This is a genomic window from Thiocystis violacea, from assembly GCF_016583575.1.
Taxonomy (GTDB): domain Bacteria; phylum Pseudomonadota; class Gammaproteobacteria; order Chromatiales; family Chromatiaceae; genus Thiocystis; species Thiocystis violacea.
In genome coordinates this window covers 77,703-90,238 of the sequence record NZ_NRRG01000007.1, presented here as the reverse complement: position 1 = coordinate 90,238, position 12,536 = coordinate 77,703, and the positions used below count along the sequence as shown (strand labels likewise).

Sequence of the window (12,536 nt, the reverse complement as noted above, 5' to 3'; positions counted from 1 at the left end):
GAGGATTAAGAGGACCGACATGAGCGAGATCGAGACGCCGCCGACCGAATCAGGACCGGACCTCGCCCCGCTGCGGGCGCTGGCTCGCCGCGAACCCCTGGTGGTCGCGCCCGAGACACGACTGCGCGAAACGCTTTATCGCTTCAGTCAGGACGATGAGGACGCGGCGGTCGTCGCCGACACCGCGACCGGGTTGCCGCTGGGGCTCGTCACGCTGCGCGACATGCTGCACGTCATCAGCTTCGAGGGTGGCGGCTTGGAGGATCCGGTCGCCAACCATATGATCGGTGCGCCCCTGAGCCTGGCTGCGGACGCCCCCACGCACCGCGCCAAGGTGATGATGGCCAAGAAGGGCGTCAGCCATCTGGTACTGACCGAGCCGGACGGTCGGCTGTGCGGTCTGGTCACCCAGGCCGATCTGCTTGGGCTGCGCGCGGGCGGCGCGGAATCGCTGATCGCCAGCATCGGCGCCGCGCGCGACATGGCGGCCATGACCCTCGCGGCGGATCGGGTACGTCGGCGCGGCGCCGAGCTGTTCCTGGGCGGGATGGGCGTCGAACCGCTCTGTCAGTGGATGTCGGGCCTCAACGACCTGATCGGGATGCGGGTGATCGAGCTGATCGAGGACGAGTTCGACCTGCCGGCCGTGCCCTGGTGCTGGATGGTCTTCGGCTCCGAGGGCCGGCTCGAACAGACCTTCGTGACCGATCAGGACAACGGACTGCTGTTCGTGCCTCCCGATCCCGAGAGCACCCCGGCCCTGCGCGAGGCCTTCCTGCCCTTCGCGCGGGCGGTCAATCAAGCCCTGCATCACTGCGGCTTCGAGCGCTGCCGGGGCAACATCATGGCCGGCAATCCCGAGTGGTGTTTGAGCGAAGCCGAGTGGCGCCAGCGTTTCGCGGACTGGCTGCACCTCCCGGACCCCGAGGCGGTGCTGCACGGCGCCATCTTTTTCGATTTCCGGCCGCTCTACGGCAGCAGCGATCCGGTCGACCAACTCCGCGGCTGGCTGATCCGCGAGGCGCCCGAGCAAAGCCGGTTCTTCCACGCGCTCGCCGATCAGAGCCTGAGCACGGTCCCGCCGCTGGGCTGGGCCGGCCAGTTCGCCTTCGACCGCAACCGGGCCTTCCCCCACACCATCGACCTCAAGCTCCAGGGCGCGCGCTTCTTCATGGACGCGGCCCGTCTCTGGGCCTTGAAGGAAGGGGTCTGGGCGACCAACACGGCCGAGCGTCTGCGCGCCGTCGGACGCATCCGTCGGCGCCAGCCCGAGGACATCTCCGCCGAGGTCGAGGCCTTCCATCTGATCCAGCGCTTCCGGATCAATCAACAGCTCCAGACCCAGGATCCCGACGCGGTCAACCGCGTCAACCCGGACGATCTCAACGAACTGCACCGGCTGATGCTCAAGGAGTCCTTCAAACAGGCTCGCAAGCTCCAGGCCCGGCTGCGCCAGGAGTTCGGACTCTAAACTTTTCTTTGGTTTTCAGTGGCTGGACGACGACCCAGAACCCAGCCATTCCGAACGACCGTACAATCAAACACTCAGACGTCACCAATCAAGAGCCGCACCATGATGATTCGACGACCCACCCTGATCGCCCTGGCGGCCACCCTCTGTCTCTCCGGCCAACTGCGCGCCGATGAGGTCACCGACCAGATGGAGGCCGCGAAAAAGGCCTATGAATCCGGCGAGCTGCGCACCGCCGTCGAGACACTCAATTTCGCGGTCGCCAAGATCCAGGAGCAAATGACCGCCACCTTATTGAAACTTCTCCCCGAGCCGCTGGATGGCTGGCTGGGCGACGAGCCCCAATCCCAATCCGGTGGCATGGCGGCCATGATCACGGGCACCACGCTGAGCCGGCGCTATGCGCGCGAGGATGGCGCCGAGGTGACCCTGAGCCTGATGGCCGACTCGCCCCTGATGCCGATGCTCACCATGGCCATGTCCATGCCTTTCGTGATGCAGAGCAACCAGGACATGAAGACCTATTCCTTCAAGGGGCATCGCGGAATGCTGGAGCACGCGGCCAACAGCGAGGACTACGAAATCACGCTCATGGTCGGCAACCGGCTGGTGATCCAGGGCAAGGGAAGCCGGCTCGCGGACAGCCAGCCGATCGAGGCCTATTTCGAGCAACTGGATATGGACGCGATCCAGGCGGCATTGACCAAATAGCGCGCGACCTGGCTCGACCGAACGGTCGAGCCAGGTTCCGCGCGGGCCTCAGCGAGGAAGGCCGAGGCCGCTCGAAAGACTCAGGCTCTCCAGGATCCCAAGCCCCAGGCTCGCGCCGAAACGCTTGGCGAGCGATTCCAGGAGATCGCGTTTCTGGGTATATTCCACGATCTTCTCGGTGCCGATGACCTCACGCGCCACCGAGCTGGAACTGCCCAGGCCGTCGGCCAATCCCAGCTCGACCGCCTCCTGCCCGCTCCAGAAGAGCCCGCTGAACAGCTCGTCGCCGCCCTTGAGCTTGTCGCCGCGCCCCTTCTTGACCTCGGCGATGAACTGTCCGTGGAGCTTTTCGAGCACCGACTGAACGAAGGCGCGCTGCGACTCTTGCAGGGGCGAGAAAGGATCGAGAATCCCCTTGTTGGAGCCCGCCGTCAGCAGACGCCGCTCGATCCCCCACTCATCCATGGCCTCCTGGAAACCGAAGCTGTCGATGCGCACCCCGATGGAACCGACCAGACTCGCCTTGTCGACATAGATGGCGTCAGCGCCAACGGCGATGTAATAACCACCGGACGCGCAGAGATCGACGGCGACGGCATAGACCGGCATCTCCTTATTCTTGTCTTTCTTGTACTTGGCCTTGAGGCGACGAATCTCGTCGTTGATGTAGCCGGCCTGGACCGGACTGCCGCCCGGACTGTTGATACGCAGGATGATCCCCTTGACATGGTCCGCCTCGAAGGCGGCGCGCAAGGCCGTGATGACCCGATCCGCGCTGGCCTCCGATGCCGGACCTATGACCCCCTTGACCTCGATCAGCGCCGCGTGACCCTCGCTGGTGGACATCATCTCGGTCAGATTCCGGGTGTTGGCCGCGATGAGCAGACCGAACAGGTAAAGCAGCACCAGAAACTTGAAGAGGAACGACCAGCGGCGGCGCGTGCGTTGATCCGCCACGTACTCGGCGGCCATGCGATTGAAGAGGGCGCGTTCCCAATCGGGATGGTCCGGCGACGGCATGGGCTCCCCGCGACCTTTCCAAAATCTCCAGTTCATGCGTGACACCTTGATTTCATAAGTGATTCCTTAGAACCTGGGTTCGAGACGAAAATGACGGTAACGGGCGCCCGGTCGACGTCTTGGGCCGGTCAACCGGAATGCTCCGCCAGCCAGTCCTGGATGGCTCGGAGCGAATCGAGACAGGCGAGCGGCTCGTGGGTCAGCAGGCGTCCTGGCGAATGCACGCCATAGGAGACCGCCAGCGATCGGACACCGGCATTGCTGGCCATTTGCAGGTCGTATTCGGTATCGCCGACCATCAGGGTCTCGTCGGGATGCGCGCCGAGCTCGTCCATCAGCTCGAACAGCATGCGAGGATTGGGCTTGGACAAGGTCTCGTCGGCGCAGCGGGTAGCATGGAAAACCCTCCCGAGACCCGTTTCGGCCAGCGACTTGTCCAATCCCTGGCGGCTCTTGCCGGTCGCCACCGCCAGTCGATAGCCTTGTCCGGTCATCCAGTCGAGCATTTCGAGCGCGCCCGGAAAAAGCACCGAGGGTGTCGGATCGGACACCAGGAAGTGGCGTCGATAGCCGACCACCAGCTCGGCGCGCAGGGCCGCGTCCCCACTGGGCAGAAGGCGCTCCATCGCCTCCTCCAGCCCCAGCCCGATGATGTCGCGGGCGACCTCCCGGGTCGGCTCGGCGAGCCCCAGGTCGGCGAAGGCCGCCTGAAGGCAGGCGACGATGCGCGCCTCGGAATCCATCAAGGTGCCATCCCAATCGAAGACGATCAGCTCGAAACTCACTCTTCGCTCTCCAAGGCGTTCAGTACACGCTCCAGTTCGTCCGGCAGCTTGGCTTCCAGTCGCAGCGGCCGGGTCATGCCTTCCAGAAGGAAGCTGAGAACCGAGGCGTGCAGGAACAAGCGCGTCAGCCCAAACCCCTTGAGGAGACGGTTGACGGTCTCGTCGCCATATTTGGGATCGCCCGCCAGCGGCATTCCCAGGTGCGTCGCGTGGACCCGGATCTGATGGGTTCGACCCGTGATAAGTTCCGCCTCCACCAGGGTCAGCGGCTGGCCCGCCGCGGACAGACGACGTAAACGCCGGAAGCGGGTGCGCGCCTCCTTGCCCTCCAGCGGGTCGACCTTGACCAGGCGCTCGCCGCTGCTGAGCACGTTCTTGCGCAGAGGCGCGTCGACCAGCACCTCCTGGCGCGGCAGCTCGCCGACCAGGAGCGCCAGATAGCGCTTGTTCATCGCGCCCTCGCGGATCAGGCGATGCAACTCGCGCAAGGCGCTCCGGCGCTTGCTGAGGACGAGACAACCCGAGGTCTCGCGGTCGAGTCGATGGACCAGCTCCAGCTCGCGTCCGGGGCGCAACTGGCGCAGCGACTCGATCAGTCCATAGCTCAGACCGCTGCCGCCATGCACCGCCAGCCCGGCCGGCTTGTCGATCACAAGAAGACGCTCGTCCTCGTGGATGATGGCCTGCTCCAGCCGCGCCAACTGGGCATCGGGGGCGCGTCCCTTGGGCGCCGGCGGGGTCATGCGCACCGGTGGGATCCGCACCAGATCGCCGACCCGCAAGCGATGATCGGCCTTCACCCGACCCTTGTTGACCCGCACCTCGCCCCGCCGCAGGAGGCGATAGACATGACTGCGCGGTACGCCCTTGATGACACGAAGCAGAAAGTTGTCGATCCGCTGACCATCCACCTCTTCATCGACACGGACAAGTTGTGGGGATGTGGCATGATCCCCATCTTGCCGGGTTAGGACGTATTGACTGGACTCGGACAGGGTGATCGAGACGCGGCTCGTGGAGCCTTTGGAACCTGTTGTTGGGGATTTCAATTTGGTTTTGGATCCGCCCTTGTGGCTCAATTGCTGCTAGTAAAGTTCGCTGATACCATTGACGGCTTGCGCTGGCCAGTGAAAGCGAGATTTTCCGGAGCGGCGAGTGCATCCAGGGGTTCGCATCCAACGCCCATCCAACAGGCGCCAATCGGACCACTGGTCCTGATACCGGCATCCGACATGCCGCCCGAAGGGCCGCGCGGTGCTTCCAGCCAGCTCGCGACATCGAGCGAAGCCGATTCTACACCCAGCGCTTTCCCCGAGGCGCGCATCCAGGCGGACCAGCGCCGCCGGCGCCAGATCGACCGCTCCGAAACGGGCCTTCGGCCACAAGAGAAGACCCGAAAGACGCGGGTGCCCATCGGGGCCCGTAAACGATTGTTCATACGCGCGTGCCCGTTCAAGCCCGCCCACCGACGTTGGCCGAACGGACAGTGCCGACGCCCTCGACTCGCATCGGCTGAGAGTCGACCGGCGACGCGCCGAGCCGCCCGCGGGAGTCTCCAAAGGTGACTCCGTGGCGAGGCGCCCAACCACGGGTCACGCGCCGTGGTGTGCAGGATAAGGAATAACATGAAGAGAATGCTGATCAACGCAACTCAGCCGGAGGAGTTGCGCGTCGCGACTGTCGACGGCCAGTTGCTATACAACCTCGATATCGAATCGCCCGGCCGCGAACAGAAAAAGGCCAACATTTACAAGGGCACCATCACCCGCGTCGAGCCCAGCCTGGAAGCGGCCTTCGTCGACTACGGCGCCGACCGCCACGGCTTCCTGCCGCTGAAAGAGATCGCGCGCGCCTACTTCGAGCCCGATACCACCAAGGCCGGCTCGCGCGTCAGCATCAAGGAATCGGTGCGCGAAGGCACCGAGGTGGTGGTCCAGATCGACAAGGAGGAGCGCGGCAACAAGGGCGCCGCGCTGACCACCTTCATCTCCCTGGCCGGTCGCTATCTGGTGCTGATGCCCAACAACCCGCGCGCCGGGGGCGTGTCGCGCCGCATCGAGGGCCAGGACCGCAGCGAGCTGCGCGACGCCATGAGTCAGCTTGAGATCCCCGAGGACATGGGGCTGATCGTGCGCACCGCCGGCGTCGGCAAGAATGTCGAGGAGCTCCAGTGGGATCTGGATTATCTGCTCCAGCTCTGGAAGGCCATCGTCAACTCCGGCGAGAGCCGCAAGGCGCCCTTTCTCATCTATCAGGAAAGCGACGTCATCATCCGTTCCATCCGCGACTATCTGCGGGTGGACATCGGCGAGATCGTGATCGACGACAAGGCGGTCTACGAGCGGGCCGAGAACTTCATCCGTCAGGTGATGCCGCAGAACCTCAAGAAGCTGCGTCTCTACCAGGACGAGGTTCCGCTCTTCACCCGCTACCAGATCGAGACCCAGATCGAGTCCGCCTTCCAGCGGGAAGTGCGCCTGCCCTCGGGCGGCTCCATCGTCATCGATCACACCGAGGCCCTGACCTCGGTCGACATCAACTCCGCGCGCGCCACCAAGGGTGCCGACATCGAGGAGACCGCGCTCAACACCAACCTGGAGGCGGCCGACGAGATCGCCCGCCAGTTGCGACTGCGCGACCTTGGCGGACTGTTCGTCATCGACTTCATCGACATGACCCCGCCCAAAAATCAGCGCGAGGTGGAAAACCGCCTGCGCGAGGCGCTGAAGCAAGACCGCGCGCGCGTCCAGGTGGCGCGCATCTCGCGCTTCGGCCTGCTGGAAATGTCACGCCAGCGGCTGCGTCCGTCGCTTGGGGAATCCAGCCAACAGCCCTGCCCGCGCTGCAAGGGTCAGGGCATGATTCGCGGCGTCGAATCGCTGGCGCTCTCGATCCTGCGCATCCTCGAAGAGGAGGCGATGAAGGACAGCACCCACCGCATCCTCGCCCAGCTCCCGGTCAGCGTCGCCACCTTCCTGCTCAACGAGAAGCGGCGCGCCATCCTGGATATCGAGGAACGCCAGGAGGTCGAGATCCTGCTGGTTCCCAACGAGCATATCCAGACGCCGGAGTATCGCATCGAGCGCGTGCGCGCCCAGGATGCCGCGGCGACCGCCGTGGATCTCCCCAGCTACGAGATGACGGCCCCGATCGAGGCGAACGCACCGCCGCACTACGCCAAGCTCGGCCAGCCGATCCGCGTCGAGGAACCGGCCGTCAAGCATGTCGCGCCCAGCGCACCGGCACCCCAACGGGAAACGCCGCGCCTCCCGACGCCGACCGCGATTCGCAAGGAGCCCGAGCGCACCGAGCCGGAAAGCCTCCTCAAGCGCATCTGGACGGGGCTATTCGTGCCGCGCACCGGCGAATCCGAACCCGTTCGGCAGGAATCGGCCCAGGCTCCCGAGCCCATGAGCGGCTCCGAGAGACCGAATCGACAGGAACAGAACCAGCGTGGTCAGGGATCGCCACGGAACGGCGCGCATGCCGACCAGGGCTCCGCGGCGTCTCGGCCGCCCCAGTCGCGCGACGATCGCGGACGCGCCAACGCGGCGAGACCAGCGCCGGCGTCCCAAACCGCGGCTCGCGGGCATCAGGAAAGACGCGCGAACGACGAGCCAGGCGAGGCGACGACCGAGGACGAGCAACAACGCCAGGCGCGCACGGGCGAACCCCGCTCGCGCCGCGGCGGCTCGCGCGGACGCGGCCGTCGGGGATCGGGATCGCCCACGAGCGGCCCACGCGGCGACGAGCGCTTGGAGCAGGCGGGTGGGCAGGAAGGCTCCGATATGAATCAGCCGGAGATTCAACGAGCCGACCAGGACGCCAGCCCGGAATCGCCCACGCGGGGCCGTCGCGGCGAGCCGAGGAACGGGTCGTCACCCAACCAGGCACCGCGCGATCGCGCCGCTGGATCGTCTGGAGACGCTGGCGAGACGTCCGCGCGACCGGAGACATCAAGCCGTGACTCGGTCGATGGCGATTTCGAGCAGGATCTCGAACTCACGCCGGGCACGGACACGCCGGTCAATCCGGACCGTCCCCGCTCGTCGCGCCGTCGTCGTGGCGGACGCAACAGACGCCGTCCCTCGGCGGAGACCGCGGCAACGGATGGAACGGAATCCGACGCGGACGAGCTAGGCAAGTCGGATGGCGAAACCCGGCCGACCGCCGAACCCGATCAGGATTCCGATCAGGATTCCGATTCAGGCGACCAGCATCCCGGACGCTGGGACGCCGCCGATACGTACCCGGTGGTGGAAGCACGCCCGGAATCATCCGAGCCCGCCAAGCCGGAACGCGAGTGGTCCGAGGAACCGGCTCCCCAGCCTTGCATCGAGACCGAGCCTCGCGAGAGCGAGCCTCAGGCCATGCTGCAGGCTCCGGAACCGATTCGGGAACTGATCGCGGCACCCGAGCCAACGCCCGAGCCAACGCCCGAACCAATGACAGCGCCAATGCCCGAGCCAGCACCCGAGCCAATAACAGCGCCCAAGCCCGAGCCAGTACCCGAACCAAGGCCAGCGCCAATGCCCGAGCCAGCACCCGAACCACGCCAAGCCGACTCGGTCGCGGGGGAGCCCCAAGCGCCCAACACGCCGGTCGCCGCGCCTCGGGTCGATCCGGATCGGGTGGACGACGGCTCCTGACGCCGCTGGCCAGCCGTCTCCCGAGGCCAAGCACCCTTCGGCACCAGCCATGACCCGATCTCTCTCCGACCCGCTCCTGGTGGGACGCTCCCGCCAGGCCCCCTCGCCGCTCGGCGAGGGGTTGGAGAGACTGGGCACTGGGGTCTTGGCGAGGCGGCTCCATCCGCGACCCCATCCCGCTCATCCCGGATGCGACAGCCTTCAATCGATGGCCGGATAACAATGCCGCTCATCCTGCTCGAAAGCCTGGCGCGCTTCCTTCGGCTCATCTTCCGGACCTATGTTCCTGGCCGGGGTCGGCCGCGAGCCAGTGTCCGCCGCCTGCTCGTGATGAGTGTCTTCATTCCCTGTTTTGCCCTGATCCAGGGGATTCAGTGGATCGGACTCCTGCTCGACGAGATCCTGTTCCCCGCTTACCGCCGCGTCGCCATTCGCGAGCCACTGTTCGTCCTCGGTGTCCCGCGCAGCGGCACGACCCATCTCCACCACGTCCTGGCGCGCGATCCGCAGTACACCACCTTCTCGACCTGGGAGTGTCTGTTCGCGCTCTCGATCAGCGCCCGCCGCTTCTGGCTCGCCATCGCCCGCCTCGACGCACGGCTCGGACGCCCGCTCGCACACCTGCTGGGCTGGATGGAGACCCATGTCTTCGGGACACTGGAAGCGGTGCATCCCATGCGGCTCGGCGACCCGGAGGAGGATTACTTCGCCCTCATGCCGGTGCTCGCCTGCTTCATCCTCATCCTGCCGTTTCCGAACTCGGATTTCCTCTGGCGGATGGGCACCTTCGACCGCGACATGCCGGAAGCGGAACGCGCGCGCCTGATGGATTTCTACCACCGCTGCCTGCAACGACACCTCTATGTCCACGGCCCGGACAAGCGGCTGCTATCGAAGAACGCGGCCTTCGCCCCACTGGCGGGCGCGCTGGCGGGTCGGTTTCCCGACGCACGTTTCATCCTCTGTCTGCGCGAACCCGAGCGCACCCTGCCCTCCCAGCTCAGTTCGATCGCCTCCGGCATCGCCTTTTTCGACTCGCTCTCCGCCACCCCGAATCTAGGCGAGCGACTGACTGGACAACTCGGGTTTTACTATCGAAACCTGCAAGCCGTCTTCGCCGAGATGCCCGACAACCGCCGCGCATGGGTTACCATGGAGACGCTGAAGGCCGGCCTAGAGGACGCGATCGAGCAAATCCATGGCCAGTTGGAACTGGAGCCAGGCGTCGGTTTCCGCTCCGAGCTGCGCCGGCAAGAGGCCAAGTCGCGGGACTACCGCAGCCGCCACCAGTATCGCCTGGAGCCCTACGGACTCTCGCTGGGTCCGGTCGACGAGGAACTCGGTTTCATTTATGCCGCTCTCGCCGCGCGCTCCATCCAGTCCCGACCGGATTCGCCCTCGCGGCGAAGCTGACCCATCCCATCAGCGATCGAACACGCCCCTCGTCGACCACGGAAGCCGCGCCGCCATGCCGAACCCATCCGGCACCGACAACCAGGTCGGGACCGACTCCGCCACCAGGGCCGAGCGGCTGCGCGTCGCGATCCTGTCCGACGCCGCGCCCGAGCGCAACGGTGTCGGCGCCTACTATCGCGACCTGGCCGATCACCTCAAGGCCAGGGGGGCGCGCGTCGAACTGATCGCCCCGAGATATCACGCCGGGAACTGGCACGGCGGTTGTCGGCTCCCGCTTCCGGGCGATCCGACTCAGAAGATCCTCATCCCTTCCTGGTCGCGCATCCGCGACCGGCTGGATCGCTTGGCGCCCAACGTCATGGTGATCCCGACGCCGGGCCCCTATGGTCTGCTTGGTCTCTATCTGGCCGGGCGGCGCGACCTCAGGGTAGTGGTCGGCTTCCATACCCATTTCGAGGCCCTGACGGATCTGTTTCAGGGCTGGGGACTAGGCGCCCGCATCGCCAATGCCTATCTGCGTACCTGCCATCGACTCCTGTTCAAGCGTAGCCATCTGGTCCTGGCCAACTCCACCCAGATGATGGAGATCGCACGGACGATGGGCGCCCAACAGGTCGGGCTCATGGCCACCCCCATCCCGAAGCCGTTCCTGGACCGGCCGCCGGTTGCGACATCGAGCGGCTTCAAACGGATCCTGTTCGCCGGGCGGCTGGCGCCCGAGAAGAACCTGGACGCCATCGTCGAAGCGGCGCGTCGGCTGCCCGACCTGGAATTCCTCATCGTCGGCGATGGACCGCTCAAGCCCTGGCTGCAAGCACGATCGAGCGCCCTCGAAAACCTCACGCTGATCGGTTGGGCCAAGCGCGCCCGCATCCTGGCCTTGATCGACAGCGCCGATGCCCTAGTGCTGCCATCCAAGGTCGAGTCCTTCGGGACCATCGCGCTGGAGGCCATGGCCCGCGCCCGCCCCGTACTGGTGTCGTCCGCGTGCGGAATCCTGAGCTGGGACGTCTTGAGTCGCGGTCTTTTCCAGATCCGTGCCGACGAACATCTGGCCGACGCGCTCGCGCGGTTGCGCGATCTGGATCCGGCGATCCGCGAGCATCGCTCGCGCATCGCCCGCGCTGCGGCGATCGAGCTCAACGAACGTAATCTTGAGCACTGGATCGCCGTTCTCGGCGACAGCCAGGAGCCAGCGCTCCATGTCCAGCGTTGAGGACATTCGCACCCTGGTCTCGGTGCATGACGTCATGCCCGAGACCCTGCCGCGGGTGGAGCGCATTCTCGACCTGCTCGCGACCGAGGGGGTCAACGCCGTCACCCTCCTGGTGGTCCCTGGGCTGGACTGGTCGTCGGAGCAGATCGACTGGCTGAGGCGACACGAGGCGCGCGGCTACGAGCTCGCCGGACATGGATGGCTCCATCGCGTGGCGACTTACGGCGGACTCCGGCACCGGCTCCATGCCTGGTTCCTCTCGCGCAACGTCGCCGAGCACCTAGCGCTCGACGCCGACGGCATCCTGAACCTCATGAGCCGCTGCCACGCCTGGTTTCGCGCGCACGGCCTGCGCGCGCCCACGCTCTACGTCCCCCCGGCCTGGGCGATGGGAGCCATCCCGCGCAACGCCCTAGCCGAACTCCCCTTCCTGCGCTATGAGATCTTCTCCGGCGTCCTCTCCGGGCAGACCGGACGGCTCTACCCCATCCCCATGCTCGGCTACGAGGCGGACAGGGCCTGGCGGATTCCCGTCATACGGATCTGGAATCACTTCAACCGCCACCGGAGCCGACGGCGCGGTTGGCTGCGCATCGGCATCCATCCCCAGGATCTGGATCTCGCGCTCGCCGAGGATCTGCGCCGGGATCTGCGCCGGTTTCGCCTGCACGCCGACTACGCCGCCATCGACGAGGACGGCGATCAGAGATACCGGCTCCTGATGTCGGCGAGCAGACCGCGCGTCGCGGATTCGACCATATCGAACACCCGCTCGAACCCGCCCTGACCGCCGTAGTAGGGATCGGGCACCTCCCGGATTCCCAGGTCCGGCGCGAACTCCATGAACAGCCTCAGCTTGTCCTCCATCCCGGTGGGACAGATCCCGGCGAGGCTGGCGTAGTTGTCCTCGTCCATGGCGATGACATAGTCAAACAGCAGGAAATCCTCCGGCCTGGCCCGTCTGGCGCGCAGATCGCCGATATCGACCCCGCGCTCGCGCGCCGTCTCCCGCGCCCGCCGATCCGGCGGCTCACCGACATGATAGGCATGGGTTCCGGCCGAATCGATCTCGATGACATGCGGCAAACCCTCGTCCATGACGAGCTTGCGAAACACCCCATGCGCCGTGGGCGATCGACAGATATTTCCCATGCAAACAAACAGGATCTTGACTCTGGCGGATGTATTCATGATTAGACGGGAAGCGAGGATTGGAGAGACTGAGTGATGGTTCAAAAATAACCGAAACGGTACGCTCCGGAGCCCCT

The 12,536-nt window shown here is 65.8% G+C and carries 10 protein-coding genes; 6 read left to right on the top strand and 4 right to left on the bottom strand.

From position 1 onward, the window contains the following. Window positions 1-19: 19 nt before the first annotated feature. Entirely contained in the window at window positions 20-1,471 is a 1,452-nt protein-coding gene (locus tag CKO27_RS05745) for a DUF294 nucleotidyltransferase-like domain-containing protein (protein ID WP_200373922.1), read from the top strand. Between the two features lie 102 nt (window positions 1,472-1,573). Then, window positions 1,574-2,182 (top strand): hypothetical protein, encoded by a 609-nt coding sequence (locus CKO27_RS05740; protein WP_200373921.1) that lies wholly within the window; start codon window positions 1,574-1,576, stop codon window positions 2,180-2,182. 48 nt (window positions 2,183-2,230) lie between these two features. Here CKO27_RS05740 and CKO27_RS05735 read toward each other — a convergent pair whose 3' ends face one another. The 3 genes from CKO27_RS05735 to CKO27_RS05725 all read right to left on the bottom strand — a co-directional run bounded on the left by CKO27_RS05735 (window position 2,231) and on the right by CKO27_RS05725 (window position 4,898). Then, on the bottom strand, window positions 2,231-3,238 hold the full coding sequence (locus CKO27_RS05735) for a S49 family peptidase (RefSeq protein ID WP_200373920.1): 1,008 nt from the start codon (window positions 3,236-3,238) through the stop codon (window positions 2,231-2,233). Window positions 3,239-3,330: 92 nt separating this feature from the next. Further along, on the bottom strand, window positions 3,331-3,987 hold the full coding sequence (locus CKO27_RS05730; RefSeq protein WP_200373919.1) for an HAD-IA family hydrolase: 657 nt from the start codon (window positions 3,985-3,987) through the stop codon (window positions 3,331-3,333). Next, entirely contained in the window at window positions 3,984-4,898 is a 915-nt protein-coding gene (locus CKO27_RS05725; protein WP_338115903.1) for an RluA family pseudouridine synthase, read from the bottom strand. The genes CKO27_RS05730 and CKO27_RS05725 overlap by 4 nt, the downstream gene beginning before the upstream one ends. Window positions 4,899-5,612: 714 nt before the next feature. On the opposite strand from CKO27_RS05725, the gene rne reads away from it, so the two are divergent. The 4 genes from rne (at window position 5,613) to CKO27_RS05705 (ending at window position 12,055) form a co-directional block, all read left to right on the top strand. Beyond that, window positions 5,613-8,636, top strand: a complete 3,024-nt coding sequence (gene rne, locus CKO27_RS05720; RefSeq protein ID WP_200373918.1) for a ribonuclease E — start codon at window positions 5,613-5,615, stop codon at window positions 8,634-8,636. A gap of 222 nt (window positions 8,637-8,858) precedes the next feature. Next, on the top strand, window positions 8,859-10,049 hold the full coding sequence (locus CKO27_RS05715) for a sulfotransferase (RefSeq protein ID WP_200373917.1): 1,191 nt from the start codon (window positions 8,859-8,861) through the stop codon (window positions 10,047-10,049). A gap of 55 nt (window positions 10,050-10,104) precedes the next feature. After that, window positions 10,105-11,268, top strand: a complete 1,164-nt coding sequence (locus CKO27_RS05710) for a glycosyltransferase (RefSeq protein WP_200373916.1) — start codon at window positions 10,105-10,107, stop codon at window positions 11,266-11,268. Beyond that, window positions 11,255-12,055: a polysaccharide deacetylase family protein gene (locus CKO27_RS05705; protein WP_200373915.1), complete on the top strand. Its 801-nt coding sequence runs from the start codon at window positions 11,255-11,257 to the stop codon at window positions 12,053-12,055. The genes CKO27_RS05710 and CKO27_RS05705 overlap by 14 nt, the downstream gene beginning before the upstream one ends. On the opposite strand, the gene CKO27_RS05700 is transcribed toward CKO27_RS05705, so the two are convergent. Further along, window positions 11,971-12,459 carry a low molecular weight protein-tyrosine-phosphatase gene (locus tag CKO27_RS05700; protein WP_200373914.1) on the bottom strand — a complete coding sequence of 163 codons (489 nt, stop codon included), beginning with the start codon at window positions 12,457-12,459 and terminating at the stop codon, window positions 11,971-11,973. The genes CKO27_RS05705 and CKO27_RS05700 overlap by 85 nt on opposite strands. Window positions 12,460-12,536: the final 77 nt, after the last annotated feature.

Coding starts and splice junctions, on each gene's coding strand:
- CKO27_RS05745 (WP_200373922.1), top strand. CDS start 20: ATGAGCGAGATCGAGACGCCGCCGACCGAATCAGGACCGGACCTCGCC.
- CKO27_RS05740 (WP_200373921.1), top strand. CDS start 1,574: ATGATGATTCGACGACCCACCCTGATCGCCCTGGCGGCCACCCTCTGT.
- CKO27_RS05735 (WP_200373920.1), bottom strand. CDS start 3,238: ATGAACTGGAGATTTTGGAAAGGTCGCGGGGAGCCCATGCCGTCGCCG.
- rne (WP_200373918.1), top strand. CDS start 5,613: ATGAAGAGAATGCTGATCAACGCAACTCAGCCGGAGGAGTTGCGCGTC.
- CKO27_RS05715 (WP_200373917.1), top strand. CDS start 8,859: ATGCCGCTCATCCTGCTCGAAAGCCTGGCGCGCTTCCTTCGGCTCATC.
- CKO27_RS05710 (WP_200373916.1), top strand. CDS start 10,105: ATGCCGAACCCATCCGGCACCGACAACCAGGTCGGGACCGACTCCGCC.
- CKO27_RS05705 (WP_200373915.1), top strand. CDS start 11,255: ATGTCCAGCGTTGAGGACATTCGCACCCTGGTCTCGGTGCATGACGTC.
- CKO27_RS05700 (WP_200373914.1), bottom strand. CDS start 12,459: ATGAATACATCCGCCAGAGTCAAGATCCTGTTTGTTTGCATGGGAAAT.